This window comes from Thalassobius sp. Cn5-15, from assembly GCF_022347685.1.
Lineage (GTDB): Bacteria > Pseudomonadota > Alphaproteobacteria > Rhodobacterales > Rhodobacteraceae > Thalassobius.
The window spans coordinates 274,175-292,404 of sequence record NZ_JAKRGF010000003.1 but is presented as its reverse complement, the minus strand read 5'-3'; the positions used below and the strand labels follow the sequence as shown (position 1 = coordinate 292,404).

General features: G+C 58.0%; 17 protein-coding genes. 13 read left to right on the top strand and 4 right to left on the bottom strand.

Annotated elements, in window-relative coordinates; translation table 11 throughout:
- Positions 1-33 precede the first annotated feature (33 nt).
- The 5 genes from lepB to recO all read left to right on the top strand — a co-directional run bounded on the left by lepB (position 34) and on the right by recO (position 3,899).
- On the top strand, positions 34-855 hold the full coding sequence (gene lepB / locus MHM86_RS09575; protein WP_239198397.1) for a signal peptidase I: 822 nt from the start codon (positions 34-36) through the stop codon (positions 853-855).
- Positions 852-1,529: a ribonuclease III gene (gene rnc / locus MHM86_RS09570; protein WP_239198394.1), complete on the top strand. Its 678-nt coding sequence runs from the start codon at positions 852-854 to the stop codon at positions 1,527-1,529. Before lepB ends, rnc begins: the two co-directional genes overlap by 4 nt.
- 111 nt (positions 1,530-1,640) lie before the next feature.
- Positions 1,641-2,546 carry a GTPase Era gene (era, locus tag MHM86_RS09565; protein ID WP_239198391.1) on the top strand — a complete coding sequence of 302 codons (906 nt, stop codon included), beginning with the start codon at positions 1,641-1,643 and terminating at the stop codon, positions 2,544-2,546.
- 249 nt (positions 2,547-2,795) lie between these two features.
- Complete coding sequence (locus MHM86_RS09560) at positions 2,796-3,125, top strand: DUF1491 family protein (protein ID WP_239198388.1); 330 nt, start codon at positions 2,796-2,798, stop codon at positions 3,123-3,125.
- 54 nt (positions 3,126-3,179) lie between these two features.
- Positions 3,180-3,899: a DNA repair protein RecO gene (recO, locus tag MHM86_RS09555; protein ID WP_239198385.1), complete on the top strand. Its 720-nt coding sequence runs from the start codon at positions 3,180-3,182 to the stop codon at positions 3,897-3,899.
- Positions 3,900-3,914: 15 nt separating this feature from the next.
- Here recO and MHM86_RS09550 read toward each other — a convergent pair whose 3' ends face one another.
- Entirely contained in the window at positions 3,915-4,460 is a 546-nt protein-coding gene (locus tag MHM86_RS09550; RefSeq protein ID WP_239198382.1) for a TetR/AcrR family transcriptional regulator, read from the bottom strand.
- A gap of 90 nt (positions 4,461-4,550) precedes the next feature.
- A complete protein-coding gene (locus tag MHM86_RS09545; protein ID WP_239198379.1) occupies positions 4,551-7,763 on the bottom strand; it encodes a reductive dehalogenase in 3,213 nt (1,070 codons plus the stop codon).
- Between the two features lie 296 nt (positions 7,764-8,059).
- Between MHM86_RS09545 and MHM86_RS09540 the strand changes: the two genes are divergently transcribed.
- Together MHM86_RS09540 and preA are read left to right on the top strand one after the other, a co-directional pair.
- Positions 8,060-9,382 carry an NAD(P)-dependent oxidoreductase gene (locus MHM86_RS09540; RefSeq protein ID WP_239198376.1) on the top strand — a complete coding sequence of 441 codons (1,323 nt, stop codon included), beginning with the start codon at positions 8,060-8,062 and terminating at the stop codon, positions 9,380-9,382.
- A 20-nt stretch (positions 9,383-9,402) separates the two neighbouring features.
- The gene (gene preA / locus MHM86_RS09535; RefSeq protein WP_239198373.1) at positions 9,403-10,710 is read left to right on the top strand and encodes an NAD-dependent dihydropyrimidine dehydrogenase subunit PreA; all 1,308 of its coding nucleotides are present in this window, start codon (positions 9,403-9,405) and stop codon (positions 10,708-10,710) included.
- Between the two features lie 81 nt (positions 10,711-10,791).
- Here the strand turns inward: preA and MHM86_RS09530 are convergent, their stop codons facing one another.
- Both MHM86_RS09530 and MHM86_RS09525 read right to left on the bottom strand, forming a co-directional pair.
- On the bottom strand, positions 10,792-11,406 hold the full coding sequence (locus tag MHM86_RS09530) for a LysE family translocator (RefSeq protein WP_239198370.1): 615 nt from the start codon (positions 11,404-11,406) through the stop codon (positions 10,792-10,794).
- Between the two features lie 132 nt (positions 11,407-11,538).
- A complete protein-coding gene (locus MHM86_RS09525) occupies positions 11,539-12,189 on the bottom strand; it encodes a TetR family transcriptional regulator C-terminal domain-containing protein (RefSeq protein WP_239198663.1) in 651 nt (216 codons plus the stop codon).
- A 258-nt stretch (positions 12,190-12,447) separates the two neighbouring features.
- On the opposite strand from MHM86_RS09525, the gene MHM86_RS09520 reads away from it, so the two are divergent.
- The 6 genes from MHM86_RS09520 to MHM86_RS09495 all read left to right on the top strand — a co-directional run bounded on the left by MHM86_RS09520 (position 12,448) and on the right by MHM86_RS09495 (position 18,211).
- On the top strand, positions 12,448-13,698 hold the full coding sequence (locus MHM86_RS09520; protein ID WP_239198367.1) for a Zn-dependent hydrolase: 1,251 nt from the start codon (positions 12,448-12,450) through the stop codon (positions 13,696-13,698).
- Between the two features lie 88 nt (positions 13,699-13,786).
- Positions 13,787-15,250: a dihydropyrimidinase gene (gene hydA, locus MHM86_RS09515; RefSeq protein ID WP_239198364.1), complete on the top strand. Its 1,464-nt coding sequence runs from the start codon at positions 13,787-13,789 to the stop codon at positions 15,248-15,250.
- Between the two features lie 118 nt (positions 15,251-15,368).
- A complete protein-coding gene (locus MHM86_RS09510; protein WP_239198361.1) occupies positions 15,369-16,151 on the top strand; it encodes an ABC transporter ATP-binding protein in 783 nt (260 codons plus the stop codon).
- Positions 16,144-16,503 (top strand): hypothetical protein, encoded by a 360-nt coding sequence (locus MHM86_RS09505; protein ID WP_239198358.1) that lies wholly within the window; start codon positions 16,144-16,146, stop codon positions 16,501-16,503. Before MHM86_RS09510 ends, MHM86_RS09505 begins: the two co-directional genes overlap by 8 nt.
- On the top strand, positions 16,500-17,375 hold the full coding sequence (locus tag MHM86_RS09500) for an ABC transporter permease (protein WP_239198355.1): 876 nt from the start codon (positions 16,500-16,502) through the stop codon (positions 17,373-17,375). Before MHM86_RS09505 ends, MHM86_RS09500 begins: the two co-directional genes overlap by 4 nt.
- Positions 17,372-18,211: an ABC transporter permease gene (locus MHM86_RS09495; protein WP_239198352.1), complete on the top strand. Its 840-nt coding sequence runs from the start codon at positions 17,372-17,374 to the stop codon at positions 18,209-18,211. The genes MHM86_RS09500 and MHM86_RS09495 overlap by 4 nt, the downstream gene beginning before the upstream one ends.
- Positions 18,212-18,230: the final 19 nt, after the last annotated feature.

Here is an 18,230-nt window from a genome sequence, read left to right as displayed (position 1 = left end):
AGATATTCAGGTGTTTTGCAGGAGTGTTCGCAGATGGCGACAGAGGCGAAAAAGGGCAATTCGGTGGTAGAGACCATCAAAACGGTGGTCTGGGCGCTGGTGATTGCCGGTGTGTTCCGCACGCTGCTCTTTCAGCCGTTCTGGATCCCGTCGGGTTCGATGAAATCGACGCTGTTGATTGGTGACTTCCTGTTCGTCAACAAAATGGCCTATGGCTATTCCGCTGCCTCCTGCCCTAACATCCGGTCTCTGGGGCTGGATGCCAAAACCATCTGCGGCGTGCTGGACAATGAAAACACCCGCGTCTGGGGCGCAGAGCCTGAACGTGGCGATGTCATCGTATTCCGCCATCCGGTATCGGGTCTGGACTACATCAAACGGGTGATCGGTATGCCCGGTGACACGGTGCAGGTGCAAAACGGCATCGTTTACCTGAACGGCCAGGCCCTGCCGCAGGAACAGACCGAAGATTTTGTTGAGGTTGCCGAACTGCAAGGCCCACAGCGTCTGGGTCCGCGGTGTTCGCGGCCCGTGGGCGCCGGTGGTGACTGCCACAAGGGGGCAGCAATCGAAACCCTGCCTGATGGGCGCAGTTACACGGTGCTGAACATTGGCAACCGTGGTACGGACAATACCACCGTTTTCACTGTACCTGCGGGGCATTACTTCTTCATGGGGGATAACCGTGATAACTCCACTGACAGCCGGGTGCCGAAACTGGCCGGTGGCGTGGGTATGGTGCCTTATGAAAACCTGATCGGCCGCGCGGATCGCATTATGTTCTCCTCTGGCGGGGCGTCGATGTTTGCCTTCTGGACCTGGCGTGGGGACCGCTTCTTTAAGGCTGTGGAATGAAGATATCAGCAGAACTTAGCGCCTTTCAGGGGCGCATCGACTATCAGTTTAAACAGCCCGAACTTCTGGTTCGAGCTGTTACCCATTCGTCCAAGTCCTCGCCGACGCGCGAGGATAACCAACGGCTGGAATTTCTTGGCGATCGAGTGCTGGGTCTGGTGATGTCCGAGGCGCTGTTGTCCCGTGACAAAGGTGCCAGCGAAGGCCAACTGGCGCCGCGTTTCAACGCGCTGGTGCGCAAAGAGGCCTGTGCCGATGTGGCCAAGGATATTGATCTGGGCGCGGTTCTGAAGCTGGGTCGGTCAGAGCAGATGTCAGGCGGTCGGCGCAAACAGGCGCTGCTGGGCGACGCGATGGAGGCAGTGATTGCCGCTGTCTATCTGGATGCGGATTTTGAAACTGCCAAGGCGCTGGTTTTACGGCTCTGGGGCAATCGGATTGATACCGTCGAATCCGATGCTCGCGACCCGAAAACCGCGCTGCAGGAATGGGCACAGGCGCGCAAACAGACCCCGCCGAGCTACGTTGAGCTGGCCCGTTCTGGCCCCGACCACGCGCCGGTCTTTACTATTTCCGTTACCTTGCAAAGCGGTGAGAGCGAGGAAGCCACTGCGGCCTCCAAACGGCAGGCGCAGCAGGCCGCCGCCAAGGCGCTGCTGGACCGTTTGACCTAAAGAAAAACCGTAGTTCTGGCCGAATCCTACAGGATCGGCTAGATCTGCACCCCTTGCCGGACAGACACTGAGGTCTGTCGCGGAGACTGACCACCTGAGAAAGCAACACATATGACCACACGCGCCGGATTTATCGCCCTGATCGGAGAGCCCAATGCGGGCAAGTCCACCCTCACCAACGCCATGGTTGGCGCCAAGGTGTCCATCGTGACCCACAAGGTGCAGACCACCCGTGCCCGTATTCGTGGGGTGGCAATGGAAGGCGATGCGCAGCTGGTTTTTGTGGATACCCCCGGCCTGTTCAAACCGCGACGCCGTTTGGACCGCGCGATGGTTGCTGCCGCTTGGGGCGGTGCTGCGGATGCGGATATCATCGTGCTCATGGTTGAGGCACACAGAGGTGTGACCGAAGGCGTTGAACGTATCCTAGAGGGGTTGGGAGAGATCGGCACAGGCCGTAAAGTCGCGCTGGCGATCAACAAGATCGACCGGGTGAAGCCCGAGGTTCTACTGGCGCTTAGTGCGGATCTGAACGAACGCTATGACTTCGTACACACCTTCATGATTTCGGCTGAAAAGGGGCGCGGCGTGAAGGATCTGCGCTACTGGCTGGCCAACGAACTGCCCGAAAGCCCGTGGCTCTATCCCGAAGATCAGATTGCCGATCTGCCGATGCGGATGATCGCGGCGGAAATGACCCGCGAAAAGCTGACCCTGCGCATGCATCAGGAACTGCCTTACCAGTTGACTGTTGAGACAGAGAGCTGGGAAGAACGCAAAGATGGTTCCGCCCGTGTGGATCAGGTTATCTATGTGGCCCGTGATGGCCACAAGGGCATCATTCTGGGCCACCGTGGGGAAACCATCAAAGCCATCTCAAAGGCTGCACGCGAAGAACTGACCGCATTCCTGGGCCGCAAGGTGCACCTATTCCTGCAAATCAAGGTGCGTAGCAACTGGCTGGACGAGAAAGAACGTTATTCTGAGATGGGTCTTGATTTCAAAGATGGTGCTTAAATAGTCCCACCGCGTGTAGGTACCAAAAGGCGCCCAAGAAACACAGCAGGGCGCCTAACGTGGCCTGAAATGGTGCGGGGATCAGGCGGAGTTCCACGAACGCAGCCCCCAAAAAGGCCACACCGATTGTGATCAGGAAACGCGGTATTATGGTGCGTTTTTGACTATTAGACATGCTCACCTCAATCTTGGCGATTATACTTGTTACATCGCTATGGTGTACGTCGCAGCCCCGAGGAAGTTTAATTCATGCGCCTGACAGCCCGTATCTGGGTCGATGCCTACCTGACCCGCCTGCGCCTTTATGACATCCCCGCCTTTGTGGTCGCGCATGGCGATGATACCGCGGGCGCTGTGTTGGTGAAGCTGAATACGCTGGATGGGCAGGCGGCGTGTTATCAGCGCTCGTTTGACCTGATGACAGGCCAGCGGCTGTGGATGGAACTATCAGCAGGCGCAGAACGTGAGGTAGACGCCTCGATCACCAAACAGCGCGGTTTTGACCCTGACCTCTGGGTGGTAGAGGTAGAGGATCGCGCCGGTCGGCACCTGCTGGATGAGCCGGGGCTGGCTGATTGACCCGCTTGCCCAGCTAAACCTTGCAGAACGGGGACAGAGGGACAACAGTGCAGCATGGAATGGCGTGATCAGGGCATATTGCTGGCAGTGCGCAAGCACGGCGAAACCTCTGCGATATTAGAGGTTTTTACGCTCACCCGCGGCATCCATGCCGGTATCATGCGCGGCGCAACCAGCCGCAAGATTGCACCGCATCTGCAACCCGGCGCGCAGCTGGATGTGCAATGGCGGGCACGGTTAGAGGATCACATCGGTAGCTACACTGTGGAGCCCCTGCGCAGCCGCGCGGCGATGGTGATGCAGGACCGTCAGGCGTTGGCGGGGCTGAACGCGGTCTGTGCGCTGCTGGTTCATTGCCTGCCAGAGCGGGAGGCACATCCCGAATTCTATGAACGCACCAAGGCGCTGTTTGATATTCTGGACGAACACGATTTGTGGCCGCTGGCGTACCTACGCTGGGAAGAGGCGTTGCTGGAAGAGTTGGGCTATGGCCTCGACCTTAGTCAATGTGCGGTGACGGGCAAGACGCAGGAGCTGGCCTATGTGTCGCCAAAAACGGGTCGCGCAGTATCGCGTGAGGCGGCGGGCGAATGGGCGGATCGGTTGCTGCCTTTGCCTTTTGCGCTCAAAGGTGGGTTGGACCCAGACCCACGCGAAGTGGCTTTGGGCCTTCGCACGACAGGGCATTTCCTGCAAAAATCACTGGCCTCAGGCACCCGCGGTCGTCCACTGCCAGAGGCGCGTCAGCGGTTTATTGATCGGTTGTTGAGATAGGGGCGGGTCGGTGCCTTAGCGCAGGGACATCACCAGATCAATCAGCGATCCCATCGATGCGCCGCCCGCCGTCTGTGGCAGATCCTTTAACCCGATGGAGGAGGCCAGGATCAAACGCCCCCAATCGGGATTGGAAATCCCGCTTTCCTTTAGCAGTCCGTTTAACAGATCCAGCCGTAGCTCATCCACTTTGGCCAGCCGTGCGGCGACCATCGGCGCGTCCTTCGCCCAGGCACGGATCAGTTGTTCAGGGTTCGTGTCTGCGGTGACAGAGCTGCTGTAATCGGTGATGTCTTCTGCCAGACGGCGCAGGCGGGCGCCTGCGTTTGCCTCTTCCTCAATCACCGTGGTCAGGGCCGTCAGAGCCTCAGCTTCCCACACATCTAGCATGGCTGTCTGAAAGGCAGCGACATCGGCAAAGTGCCAGTAAAATGATCCCTTGGAAGTCGCCAACCGTCGGGCCAGCGGCTCCGCCTTCAATGCGTTGGGGCCGCCCTCAGCGAGGGCGGAAAAACCGGCGTGCAACCAGTCAGCTTTGGAAAGGCGTGTTTTGCTGGTCATACCGAAATGCTACGGTGCAGCATTTCATATTGCAATTGCAGAATCTGTCCGTTCGGATTTGACCCTGCGTTCTGTGGCATGTGCAACACGTCACAAATCAATCATAACCTCACCTCCCGCTTCTGCCGCGCGTGACTGACACAGGATGATGCTGTTTTCGCGTTGGGCGTTGGACAGAACGAAATCGCGGTGTTCAACCTCACCTGCAAGCAACCCGCATTTACACACGCCGCAGATGCCATCGGCACATTTCACGTCCACATGCACGCCATTTGCAATCAAGATATCGCTGGCGGTTTTATCCGCTGGTACGTCCAGACGACGCCCATCGCGCAGTTTCAGGGTGAAAGAGTGATTTTCATAGTCTGGCTGATCAGGGACGTTGAAATATTCCAGATGGCGGGTGTCTTCAGGGAAACCCTGACGTTCTGCCGCCTCCATTACGCCTGCCATATAGCGATCTGGCCCGCAGGTGTAGACATGCCAGCCGTCACTGTAGCCTGCGAGAATCGCGTCCAGATCGGCACGTGTGCCCTCATCAGTAAAATGATAATGCACTTTGTCTGCCCAAGGCATCATCGCAAGATCGTCCAGATAACCGGCGCTATCGCGGTTGGAACAGGAATAGTGCAGGGCAAAATCACTGCCCAAGGCGTGCAGGCGATGGGCAAAGGCGATCATCGGGGTGATACCGATGCCGCCGCCCATGAGGAAGGTTTTGGTCGCCGCCTCCACCAGTGGGAAGTGATTGATGGGTTTTGAGATAAAGACCTTGCGCCCTTCCTCAAAGATCCGGTGCAGCAGGGCAGAGCCGCCGCGCCCCTCATCCTCGCGCAGGACGCCAATCTGATAGCTGGCAGTGATCGACGGATCGCCGGACATGGAATACTGGCGCAGGAACTCTGGCGCGACCAACACGTCCAGATGGGCGCCAGCGGTCCAATTTGGCAGCGGCGCGCCGTCTAGGGTGGTGAATTCATACTTGGTTACGTCGGCGGTCATCGCTTCGACCTTGCTGACCGCGACACGGATCACCGGCGCGTCGGCAGTGTCCACCTGATAGCGGTGCAGCATGGTGAGGTCGCCCGCTGCCAATCGCTGACGATATTCCTGCGCCGGGATCATCGCCTGATAGGCGGCAATCCCTGCCTCGCGATCCATAGGGAAGGGATAGGGCCACGGCGGCGGGGCTAAATGGGCGGGATAGACCGCCAATGTCTGATCCTCATAACGCAGGTCAAGATCGATCTGCAGATCACGACGGTTCAGCGGGTGTTTGCTGGGATAGTAGGCACCATCATCTGACAGCTCGATGTCCCACCACCATTTTTTCACATCATTCAGCCCACCGTTGCCAAGACGGTCATCCAGCTTTGCCAACACCGGCGCGGCGGCGGGAATGTTTGAGGCGGCCCAACGGAACGGCGCCTCTGAAAATAGACCCTCTAGGTTCCATGGGCAGGTTTTCATACACCGCCCACACATCGCGCCGCCCGGTGTGGTGATCCGGTAGGTGGCGCATTTCTGGCTGTCGGATTTCCAGATCTCATAGCCGTTAAACATCAGCTTGGGGCCAGCAGTGATCGCGCCGGACGGGCATTCCCGGGCGCATTTGTTGCAGCTCTCGCAGAATTTCTGCAGGCCAAAATCAATTGGCTTGTCATGTGCCACCGGCATGTCGGTGGTCACCACGCCGGATTTCAGGCGGGGGCCAAGGTAGGGGTTCAGGATCACCTCACCAATGCGACTGACCTCGCCCAGACCGCTTAGCAACAACAAGGGCGGCTGCAACACCTCACCATCCATCACCGTGTGCGCCTTGGCCGAATAGCCAAGGTTGCGGATCTGCTGCGCAATGACCCCGCCCAAGAGCGAAAACCGCAGGTAGGCGCGCATTGACTGCGCCACTGCGATCCAGTCGTCGCCTGACGACCCCTCCATCGTTTCGCGGCCTTGATCAATGATCATCGAAATGGCGTTACCGTGGCGCGGCGTGATTTCTTCGCCCGCAGCGTCATGGCTGTACCACGCAAAATCCGGACACCGGCTAAGGCCCACAGCATCCGCGCCAAGGAAGTAGCTGGTTGCCTTGATATTCAAGGCGTTGCGTTCTGCATCCGCGGGGCGCGGTCCCTCTGGATTCGGGTCACCGTTCTGGATCACAACAAAGGCACCAAGGGCGCGGCGCTGGGCAAAGCTGGGTGCGGATTTGCGCACGTAGTGGCCGTTTTTTGTCGCCTCCTGCACGTGTTTCCCCATGTCGCCAAACAGGGCGCGGGCGAACATATCGGTACGTTTGGGCACGCGGGCTACGTTGGGTTCGTCAATATAGGTGGTGGGGGCCTCCACTCGTTTCAGTCGTTCAAACGGATGGCCGCCATCGGCAAAGCGCCGCTTGGCAAAGAGGTCGCGGTTCAGTGCTGACTTTTCGCTGCCAAGTCCCAGCACCCACGCAGGCCCGGATGTAGCACGCCACGGCTGCTGCACCATCGGGGCAAGTGGCTGATCGGTGGCGACAGGCAATGTGCAGGTCACAGCGGCCAGACCAAACCGCCCCCCAAGCCAAGGTGCGACCAACTGGCCATTTTCCACCGTAGCCAGACCGGCGGCGACGGCCAGGCGGTTCAGATCCACGTCAGATGATCCACCTGAATGCGCCTTGGCCCCCCATCCCAGCAGGCGGATGTAGTTCGCCAGAACCGCCGCCGTTTCATTGGCGCGTAGGCAGGCGCGTTGAGCCTGTGCATCTTGTATCCAGTCGGTGCCTGCCTCGTCCCCTTCAGGATCGCGGGGGGATTCGTAGAGAAAGACCAGCGCATATTCGTGATCGCGGATCGATGACGGTGGGGCTGCCATCGCCTCTTTCAGCTCGGCCATGATCATGTCGATGCCAGAGGCCAGCGTTTTGGTCTGGCGGGTTTGCAGCGCCTCGGCCAGACGGGCGATATCGGGGTTCAGCACAGGGGCAGGCAGACGGGCGCTGTCTGGCAGGCGGCAGATGCCGACCATGCTGGCGTCGTTGAAATAGCCAAAGGCCTTTAGGTGGTTGGCGCGATCCTGCGGATTACTGGGAATGTCTGATTGCAGGCGGTTCACCCCACCGTCGCGGATCGCATCCAGCATCGCCTGATATTCGCCCATCGCATTGACGATGCTTTCTGGAGCGTCCGGACGGCGAAAGCTGACCGGTTGCCACGCGGGCACTTTCGACAGGTCGGCGGTATCGACCCGGCGCAACCGTTCCAAAGGGTAGGGACCAAGGTGAACCGGACGATCCTTGCCAGAGAAAAAGGGCAGTCCCATCGCGTGTCTCCTTCGGGGTCAAATGGCGTGGCCTTGGCCCCGCGTGCCCTGCATGATAGTGGGCTATCTGGGGCGCAAGACCGGCTGTCTGGCACAGGCACTACCTCCTGTGTTGGAGTGATTATATCCTCATCAGTGAGGATAGTGGGCCGCATCTGGGCAATACTGAGGGTCAGCAATGCTTTGGAATTATTTAACTTTCCAAAATGCCTAAATTTTACCATTTGGAAAAAAACAAAATCAGTGCAAGCTGAGTCGCAAAAATAAAGACAAAACCAAGCTCAGTGGAGGTACACATGACTTCGAACGCGCTGACGCCAGGCATTGTTGCAGGGCGGCTTCCTTCGGGGGATCTGGCGGACAATTTTTCCGATCTTCATCCCCCTCTTGACGATCACGAAGCGCTGGTCGCTGCGGATCGTTGCTATTTCTGCCACGACGCGCCGTGCATGACGGCCTGTCCGACCGACATCGATATTCCTCTGTTCATCCGACAGATTGCTACCGGCACGCCCGAAGCAGCGGCGAAGACGATTTTGGAGCAGAATATTCTGGGCGGCATGTGCGCCCGTGTGTGCCCGACCGAAACGCTGTGTGAACAGGCCTGTGTTCGCGAAACTGCCGAAGGAAAGCCGGTGGAGATTGGCAACCTGCAGCGCTACGCCACCGATACGTTGATGGCGGCAGGTGTGCATCCCTTCACCCGTGCGGCTGCTACCGACAAGCATATTGCCGTTGTTGGTGCCGGACCTGCCGGTCTGTCCTGTGCCCACCGTCTGGCGATGAAGGGGCATGATGTCACCATCTACGACGCCCGTGCTAAGGCAGGTGGGCTGAACGAATTTGGTATTGCCGCCTATAAATCTGTCGATGGATTTGCGGAAAAAGAGGTCGCCTGGCTGATGCAGATCGGTGGTATCACCGTGCAGCACGGCAAGGGGCTGGGCGCTGGCCTGTCGCTGGATCGGTTGAAGGCGGATCATGACGCTGTGTTTCTCGGCATCGGTCTGGCGGGTGTGAACGCACTGGGCGTTGACGGTGAGGACAAGAATGGCGTGCTTGACGCGGTCGATTTCATCGCTGAACTGCGTCAGGCGGAGGATCTGGCGGGGGTCGCCATTGGTCGCGACGTGGTGGTGATCGGCGGCGGCATGACCGCTGTAGATGCGGCTGTGCAGGCGAAACTGCTGGGCGCGTTGAACGTCAGTCTGGTTTACCGCCGCGGCAAGGATCGCATGAACGCCTCTGCCTTTGAACAAGAACTGGCGGCGACCAAAGGTGTGCGCATCATCACCAATGCCTCACCCAAAACGGTGATTGGCAATGGCGCGGTGCAAGAGATCGAATTTGATTACACCGACGATAACCTGCAGCCCACAGGTGAAACTGTGCGTCTTGCCGCTGATCAGGTGTTCAAGGCCATCGGTCAGCAGCTTGGCGGCGATGATCTGCCCGCAGTCGACCGCGGTAAGATCACTGTCACCGACGGCGGACGTACCAGCCTGAAAGGTGTCTGGGCCGGGGGTGATTGTGCCTCGGGCGGGGATGACCTGACGGTGACCGCCGTGGCCGAAGGCCGCGATGCAGCTGAAGACATTCACGCCGCCCTGTCGGCGTAACCGAGGAAGGAGATAGCACAATGGCCGATCTCACCAGTGAATTCATCGGGATCAAATCCCCCAACCCGTTCTGGCTGGCTTCTGCGCCACCGACTGACAAGGAATACAACGTCCGCCGTGCCTTTGAGGCTGGCTGGGGTGGTGTGGTCTGGAAGACCCTTGGTGCCGAAGGCCCGCCCGTGGTCAACGTCAACGGCCCGCGATACGGCGCGATCTGGGGCGCGGACCGTCGCCTTCTGGGTCTCAATAATATTGAGCTGATTACCGACCGTCCGCTGGAAACCAATCTGCGCGAGATTAAGTCGGTAAAGCGTGATTACCCTGATCGCGCGGTCATTATCTCTCTCATGGTGCCCTGTGATGAGGAAAGCTGGAAGGACATCCTGCACCGTATTGAAGATACCGGTGCTGACGGGGTGGAGCTGAATTTCGGCTGTCCTCACGGGATGGCGGAACGGGGCATGGGATCGGCCGTGGGGCAGGTGCCGGAATATATCGAGATGGTGACATCTTGGGTAAAGCACCATTCATCGATGCCTTGCATCGTTAAGCTGACGCCTAACATCACCGATGTGCGCAAACCGGCAGAGGCCGCACTGCGTGGTGGTGCGGATGCAGTCAGTCTGATCAACACGATCAACTCTATCACCTCAGTCGATTTGGATGATTTTGCGCCCGAACCTACCATTGATGGCAAAGGCACCCACGGCGGTTATTGCGGCCCAGCGGTGAAACCCATTGCTTTGAACATGGTGGCGGAGATTGCCCGCAGCCCCGAAACCGCGAAGTTGCCTATCTCTGGCATTGGTGGTGTGACCACATGGCGTGATGCGGCAGAGTTCATGGCGCTGGGCGCAGGCAACGTGCAGGTCTGTACGGCTGCGATGACCTACGGTTTTAAAGTCGTGCAGGAAATGATTTCGGGCCTCAGCGATTATATGGATCGCAAAGGTATGACCGCCACCAGTGAGTTGGTGGGCCGTGCGGTGCCGAATGTGACCGACTGGCAGTACCTGAACCTGAACTATGTGACCAAGGCCAAAATCGACCAAGACGCCTGCATCAAATGCGGCCGTTGCTATGCGGCGTGTGAGGACACCAGCCATCAAGCGATTGATATGTCAGAGGACCGCACATTTACCGTCAAAGACGACGAATGCGTGGCTTGTAACCTCTGCGTTAACGTCTGCCCGATTGAAAATTGCATCACCATGGAACAGGTCGCTGCCGGCGAACTGGACGAGCGCACCGGTGAAACGGTGCCTGATGAATACGGCAACTGGACCCAGCACCCCAACAATCCGTCGAATGTGACGGCGGCTGAGTGAGTGATCGCTGAGGGAGAGATGTAATCAAAGACCCCGCCAAAGACCCCGCCTGTGATTGGCGGGGTCTGTTACGTTTTGGCCTTACCGCGTCGTCGCCATCATCGCACTGCCGCCCAGCAGGGCAGTGCCACCAGCATACCCCATGCGCTTGCGTGCGCTCAGGCTTTGTAGCTGTCTGCTCACCACACTGGCCAATAGCGCATAGCTGCCCAACACAAGGGCCACCACCAAGGTGGAGCTGGTCATCAAGATCAGGAATTGCGGCAACTGCGGCACGCTGGGATCAATGAATTGCGCCAGAAATGCCATATAGAACATGATCGCCTTTGGGTTCAGCACGCCGGTCAGGAACCCTGCCCGAACGCTACCGCGCGACGTAGTTGGCGCCGCTTGCGCAACATCCCGCAACCCGCGGGTCGCAATGATCTGCTGCACTCCGAGGTAGGCCATGTAACCGACCCCGACCCATTTCATCACGCTGAAGGCCAAGGCCGAGGAGGCAAGGATCACCCCCAGCCCAAGGTACGACGCGGTCATGACAACAATCCCGCCGGTGAGATCGCCAAATATACAGCGAAATGCCGCGCGCCGCCCGCGCGACAGCGCTTGCCCAATCACCATCAGGACACTGGGGCCTGGAACGATGGACAAAACCGCATAGGCGATCACATAGGTCAGCCAGCTTTCTAAGGTCATGCATTTCCCTCCAACGACACGCGTCTATCAAAGAGAGTGCACACGCCTCTGACAAGCTTTCAATGTTCCAAAAATACTCCGGGGGAGGCCCGACAGGGTTGGGGTCCGCGCTCCAACCCGCTGTGCTTCATCTCACGGCGTCAGCAGTTTGCGAAACAGCGTGTCCAGATAGGTATCGGCGCCCTCGATCGGGTCTTCGTCATCGGGCTTGAGCACATCAATCTGAACCTCGAAATCCGCATAGTGCTGCGTGGTCGCCCAGATTGAATACAGCAGGTGGCGTGGATCGACTGCTGCCAGCTTGCCGTTATCCATCCACTGACGCAGCAGGGCTGTTTTTTCATCGACCAGAGGTTTCAGACTGCTTTCCAGATGCGGTTTCATCCGGGGGGCACCTTGCAGGATCTCATTGGCAAAAAGGCGCGATTCGCGAGGGAACTCACGGCTCATTTGCAGCTTGCCATGAATGTAGTCCATGACCTCTTCCAGCGGGTCGCCGTTGGGGTCCATCTCCTCTAGCGGGTTCAGCCATGTCTCCATCAGCCGGTTCAGCAACATCACATGGATCGCTTCCTTGCCATCGAAATAATAAAGCAGGTTCGGTTTTGACAGTCCCGCCGCTTTGGCGATCTGATCCAGCGTTGCTCCGCGAAATCCGTGGGCGGCAAAAACGTCCAGTGCTGCCTCCATAATTCGGGTGCGGTTGCGCTGTTGAATGCGGCTCAGTTTCTTTTCGCCGCCCTGTTCTGCGGGGGCGGCAAGGGGTGTTTCGCGCTGCGTCATCTGGACCTCGGACTGCTGTGCCAACAAAATAATCTTGCGCTGATTAGTTGGACATCTTGGCACAGTCGATGGAAGAGTTTTCTTGACAGGTGCCCCAACGTTGGCAATCGTCAATTTACCAAGTGGTAAAAATTCAGCAAGAGGGCGCCGCTCTCCAGCCATAAAAGACCAGAAAACAAGGTCTATCGTAAAAGCCCGTCAGAGGCTTCAGAGCGCAGCGGCGAGCCTCTTCACCCACCAATGGAGAGGGAGAACGGCATGTCTGCGCCGGGTGAAAATCTAAAGATCAATAGCGACCGTCTGTGGGACAGTCTGATGGAGATGGCCAAAATTGGTCCCGGAATTGCCGGTGGCAACAATCGACAGACTCTGACTGATGAGGACGCCGAAGGCCGCGCCCTGTTCCAAAACTGGTGCGAGGCGGCGGGTATGACCATGGGGTTGGATACGATGGGCAATATGTTTGCTACCCGCGCAGGCACTAATCCTGACGCTCTGCCGGTCTATATGGGCAGCCATCTGGACACTCAGCCGACAGGGGGCAAATATGACGGTGTTCTGGGCGTCCTCGGCGGGCTGGAGGTTATCCGCACGCTGAATGATCTGGATATCAAAACCAAGCACCCCATCGTGGTCACCAACTGGACCAACGAAGAAGGTACGCGTTTCGCCCCGGCGATGCTGGCGTCCGGCGTATTCACGGGCCGGCACACGCAGGACTGGGCCTATGATCGTGTGGACGCAGACGGCAAGCGGTTCGGCGATGAATTGCAGCGCATCGGCTGGGTCGGCGACGAAGAGGTCGGCGCCCGCAAGATGCATGCGATGTTTGAGCTGCACATCGAACAGGGCCCCATTCTGGAGGCCGAGGGCAAAGACATTGGGGTTGTCACCCACGGACAGGGGCTGCGTTGGATTGAATGTACCGTGACTGGCAAAGAGAGTCACACCGGATCCACACCGATGCCCATGCGCAAGAATGCTGGTCGCGGCCTGGCCCGTATCACAGAGCTGGTGCATGAGATTGCGATGAAACATCAGCCAAACTCCGTCGGTGCGATTGGCCACGTAGATGTTTATCCGAATTCCCGTAACATCATTCCGGGCAAGGTGGTGTTCACCATCGACTTCCGCTCTCATCTGCAAGAGGTGATTGACGCTATGCTGGCCGAGTTTGCCGAGAGGGCGCCCAAGCTCTGTGACGAAATCGATGTGGGGCTGGACTGGGAAATCGTCGGCCAGTTCGATCCGCCCGCCTTTGATGAGGGCTGTGTCAACGCTGTGCGTGATGCGGCAGAACGTCTTGGCTATTCGCACATGGATATTGTGTCCGGCGCTGGCCATGACGCCTGCTGGGTCAACGATGTGGCACCGACCGCGATGATCATGTGTCCCTGTGTGGATGGTCTCAGCCACAATGAAGCGGAAGAGATTAGTAAACCTTGGGCCGCAGCGGGCACCGATGTGCTGCTGCATGCGGTTCTGGAAACCGCGCAGGTCGTCGAATGATCATGTGACAAGGCTGGGGCGCTATCCTCCGGCCTCCCGGAATATTTCAAGAAAGATGAAACCGGGGCAGTTTCAGGGAGAAAGACAAATGACAACCAAAGTGATCAAAGGCGGCACCGTTTGCACCGCAGACCGTACCTGGCAGGCCGATGTGCTGATTGAGGGTGAGGTGATCAAACAGATCGGCGAGGATCTGAAAGGCGACGAATACATCGACGCGACCGGCGCCTATGTGATCCCCGGCGGGATCGATCCGCACACTCACCTTGAGATGCCTTTCATGGGCACCACTGCGGCTGAGACGTTTGAGAGCGGCACCTGGGCGGCAGCGACGGGCGGGACCACCATGCTGGTTGATTTCTGCCTGCCAGGCGAAGATGGGTCGATCAAGAACGCGATCAATGAATGGCACCGCAAATCAGCGCCGCAGATCTGTGCCGATATCGGCTACCACATGGCGATTACAGGTTGGAATGAAACCATCTTTGACGAGATGAAAGATGCGGTCGATATGGGGGTGAATTCGTTCAAGCATTTTATGGCCTACAAGGGCGCACTGATGATCGAGGATGACGAAATGTATGCCTCCTTCAAGCGCTGTAAGGAGTTGGGTGCGCTGCCGATGGTGCATGCAGAGAACGGCGATCTGGTGGCCGATCTGCAGCAGGAAATGCTGGGCAAGGGCATCACCGGCCCCGAAGGCCACGCCTATTCCCGCCCGCCAGAGTTTGAGGGCGAGGCGGCGAACCGCGCAATCACCATCGCTGATGCTGCTGGAACACCTCTCTACATTGTGCATGTCAGTTGTGAACAGGCGCATGAAGCGATCCGACGGGCGCGTCAGAAAGGCATGCGCGTTTATGGTGAGCCGTTGATCCAGTTCCTGACACTGGATGAGAGCGAATATTTCAAAGGTGATTGGATGCATTCCGCACGTCGCGTGATGTCGCCGCCGTTCCGGTCGAAGGATCATCAGGACAGTTTGTGGGCCGGTCTGCAATCGGGCAGTCTTCAGGTGGTTGCGACGGATCATGCCGCCTTTACCTCTGAACAGAAACTGATGGGCAAAGACAACTTCTGCCTGATCCCCAACGGATCGAACGGGCTGGAGGAACGACTGGCGGTTCTGTGGACCGAAGGTGTGGAAACTGGCCGTCTGACGCCGAACGAATTTGTTGCCGCGACCTCCACCAATGTGGCGAAGATCCTCAACATCTATCCCAAGAAGGGCGCGATCGTTGAAGGCGCTGATGCTGACATTGTGGTGTGGGATCCGAAAATCAGTAAGACGATTTCCGCGTCGAACCACCATTCTGTCCTGGATTACAACGTGTTTGAGGATTTTCAGGTGAAAGCACAGGCGCGCTACACCCTTAGCCGTGGTGAGGTGATCTGGGCTTGGGGGCAGAACAGCCAGCCGCAGCCCGGTCGTGGACGTTTTGTGCCGCGCCCTGCCTTCAACTCGGCCTCGATTGCGCTGTCCAAGTGGAAAGAGCTGACCGCGCCCAAGCAAATCAACCGCGACCCGATGAATATTCCCGCAGGGATCTAAAATTGACCACGCCCCGAACCTTGTTCGGGGCGTTTGTCGTTGACCCTCAAGATTAAGAAAACGTGTGCTGAAGAAATGCAGGCATGCGGATGGAGACACAGGAATGGAGCACGGGGACGTGACCAAGAATACCGTGATCAGCGCCAAAGAACTGTCGCTGACATTTCAGACCAATGATGGTCCCGTGCATGCCCTGAAGGATGTGAGCCTTGATATTCACAAGGGTGATTTCGTCAGTTTTATAGGCCCGTCGGGCTGCGGTAAAACCACCTTTTTGCGCTGTATGGCGGATCTGGAACATCCAACTGCGGGCAGCATCACGGTGAATGGCGTCAGCGCGGCAGAGGCACGCAAAGCGCGCGCCTATGGCTATGTGTTTCAGCACGCGGGCCTTTACCCGTGGCGCACGATCGGCGGCAACATTTCCCTCCCGCTGGAGATTATGGGCTACGACAAGGCCGATCAGCAGGATCGGATCAAGCGAGTGCTGGAGCTGGTAGAATTGGAAGGGTTTGAGAAGAAGTTCCCATGGCAGCTGTCAGGCGGGATGCAGCAGCGGGCGTCGATTGCCCGTGCGCTGGCCTTTGATGCAGATATTCTGCTGATGGATGAGCCTTTTGGCGCGCTGGATGAAATTGTGCGTGATCACCTGAACGAGCAGCTGTTGCACCTCTGGGAGCGGACGGAAAAGACGATTGGGTTTGTGACGCACTCCATCCCCGAGGCGGTCTATCTGTCGACTAAAATCGTGGTGATGAGTCCGCGTCCAGGTCGGATCACCGATGTTATCGAAAGCACACTGCCCAAGGACCGCCCCTTGGACATCCGCGATAGCCCTGAATTTCTGGACATCGCCCATCGCGTCCGCGAGGGCCTGCGTGCGGGGCATGCCTATGACTGATAGGTTCAATGATTTTGCGACCGATTTTGTGATCAAGCGCGTCACCACTGGTGACGTGCCTGCGATGGCCGATATCGTCTGCAGCTGGGAGGCAGAGATGGATTGGGTGCCTGCCCTCCACGTTTCGGAGAAGATCGCCGGTTTCATCCGTGGCGCCCTGCCGGAGCGGGAGATTTGGGTGGCGACCAAAGCAGAATCTGACAGCGTGCTGGGCTGCTTGCCCTATGATCTGGGGCTGGGCCGTATTTGCGGGCTGTACTGTCGTCGCCGCGAAGGGTTTGTTGAGGTCAGCCGCCACATGCCAGAGCCGCCCGAGACTGTCGAAGAAATCAGGATGGAGTGGGTGGCATGAGAAACCTCTTTCCCATCCTGACTGTCGTCGCGGCGATATTCGTGATCTGGTACGGCGCTGCGGTTGCGCTGAATGCGCCGTGGGCAAAGGACCAGGCCAAACGCGCCGGTGTTGAACTGACGTTCTCCGAGCTGATCACAGAGACATGGAGGCAGAAGAAACCTAAACTACCTGCCCCGCATCAGGTGACGGCAGAGATCTGGAAAACCACTGGCGAAATGGTCGCTAAAGGCCGGGCCTTTTCCAAGCGCAGCCTGATCTATCACAGCTGGATCACCCTGTCGGCGACGATACTGGGGTTTGTGATGGGCACTGGCTTTGGCATCCTGTTGGCGATTGGGATTGTCTATAACCGGGTGATGGACATGTCTGTGATGCCTTGGGTTATTGCCAGTCAGACCATTCCTATTCTGGCCATCGCGCCGATGATCATTGTTGTCCTGAACGCGGTGGGCATTTCTGGTCTGCTGCCGAAAGCCATGATTTCGATGTATCTGTCCTTCTTCCCCGTGGTGGTCGGTATGGTGAAGGGGCTGCGCAGCCCTGATCAGATGCAGCTTGACCAGATGCACACGTGGAATGCCACCGCGGGCCAGCAGTTCTGGCGCCTGCGTTTGCCTTCATCAATGCCGTTTCTCTTTGCCTCTCTCAAGGTGGCGATGGCGGCCTCGCTTGTCGGTGCCATCGTGGGAGAATTGCCCACAGGTGCAGTGGCCGGTCTTGGCGCGCGGCTTCTGGCAGGCAGTTACTATGGTCAGACCATCCAGATCTGGAGTGCGCTGATCATGGCGGCTGCCCTTGCGGCTTGTCTGGTGGCGATGATCGGGGCGATCCAGCGCATGACGCTGAAAAGAATGGGGATGGTGCAATGATGTGGATCACGATTGGTGTGATCAGCTGGCTTATCGGCTGGCGGGCAAATGTCTGGCTGGCAGCGCAGCCGACCAGCAGGTTCACCACGTTGATGGTGCCAGTGACCTTTGGCCTGACGCTGGTGATGATCTGGGAGGCATCGGTGCGCGGTTTCGAAATCTCGCCCGTCTTGTTGCCAGCGCCATCGGTCATTGCGGTGACCTTTGTGCAGTCGCTGGATATCCTGTGGCAGGACTTTGTGCAGACGGTCATCAAAGGCGCGCTGTCGGGGTATATCCTTGGCTGTGGCGCGGCCTTCCTGATAGCGATTGTGATCGACCGGTTTCCGTTCTTGCAACGCGGCCTTTTGCCGGTGGGCAATTTCGTTGCCGCGCTACCGATTGTGGGCATGGCGCCCATTTTGGTGATGTGGTTCGGTTTTGATTGGCAATCCAAGGCAGCGGTCGTCGTCGTGATGGTCTTCTTCCCCATGCTGGTGAACACGGTGGAAGGATTGCAAGCGACCGACAAGATGCAGCGCGATCTGATGCGGACCTACGCATCCAGCTACATGCAAACGCTGATCAAACTGCGTCTGCCTGCTGCGATGCCGTTTATTTTCAACGGATTGAAAATCACCACCACGCTGGCGCTGATCGGTGCCATTGTGGCCGAATTTTTCGGCTCCCCTATCAAGGGCATGGGGTTCCGGATTTCGACCAGTGTCGGTCAACTGGCACTGGATCTGGTCTGGGCAGAGATTGTGGTTGCTGCAATCGTCGGTTCGGCCTTTTACGGCGGGGTCGCCAAGTTAGAGAAGGCGCTGACCTTCTGGCACCCCTCCCAACGTGGCTAAATCAACAAAAACCAAAGCC

Coding starts and splice junctions, on each gene's coding strand:
- MHM86_RS09530 (WP_239198370.1), bottom strand. CDS start 11,406: ATGACCTTAGAAAGCTGGCTGACCTATGTGATCGCCTATGCGGTTTTG.
- MHM86_RS09505 (WP_239198358.1), top strand. CDS start 16,144: ATGACTGATAGGTTCAATGATTTTGCGACCGATTTTGTGATCAAGCGC.
- MHM86_RS09495 (WP_239198352.1), top strand. CDS start 17,372: ATGATGTGGATCACGATTGGTGTGATCAGCTGGCTTATCGGCTGGCGG.
- MHM86_RS09550 (WP_239198382.1), bottom strand. CDS start 4,460: ATGACCAGCAAAACACGCCTTTCCAAAGCTGACTGGTTGCACGCCGGT.
- rnc (WP_239198394.1), top strand. CDS start 852: ATGAAGATATCAGCAGAACTTAGCGCCTTTCAGGGGCGCATCGACTAT.
- MHM86_RS09520 (WP_239198367.1), top strand. CDS start 12,448: ATGTCTGCGCCGGGTGAAAATCTAAAGATCAATAGCGACCGTCTGTGG.
- era (WP_239198391.1), top strand. CDS start 1,641: ATGACCACACGCGCCGGATTTATCGCCCTGATCGGAGAGCCCAATGCG.
- lepB (WP_239198397.1), top strand. CDS start 34: ATGGCGACAGAGGCGAAAAAGGGCAATTCGGTGGTAGAGACCATCAAA.
- MHM86_RS09560 (WP_239198388.1), top strand. CDS start 2,796: ATGCGCCTGACAGCCCGTATCTGGGTCGATGCCTACCTGACCCGCCTG.
- recO (WP_239198385.1), top strand. CDS start 3,180: ATGGAATGGCGTGATCAGGGCATATTGCTGGCAGTGCGCAAGCACGGC.
- MHM86_RS09500 (WP_239198355.1), top strand. CDS start 16,500: ATGAGAAACCTCTTTCCCATCCTGACTGTCGTCGCGGCGATATTCGTG.
- hydA (WP_239198364.1), top strand. CDS start 13,787: ATGACAACCAAAGTGATCAAAGGCGGCACCGTTTGCACCGCAGACCGT.
- MHM86_RS09540 (WP_239198376.1), top strand. CDS start 8,060: ATGACTTCGAACGCGCTGACGCCAGGCATTGTTGCAGGGCGGCTTCCT.
- MHM86_RS09525 (WP_239198663.1), bottom strand. CDS start 12,189: ATGACGCAGCGCGAAACACCCCTTGCCGCCCCCGCAGAACAGGGCGGC.
- preA (WP_239198373.1), top strand. CDS start 9,403: ATGGCCGATCTCACCAGTGAATTCATCGGGATCAAATCCCCCAACCCG.
- MHM86_RS09545 (WP_239198379.1), bottom strand. CDS start 7,763: ATGGGACTGCCCTTTTTCTCTGGCAAGGATCGTCCGGTTCACCTTGGT.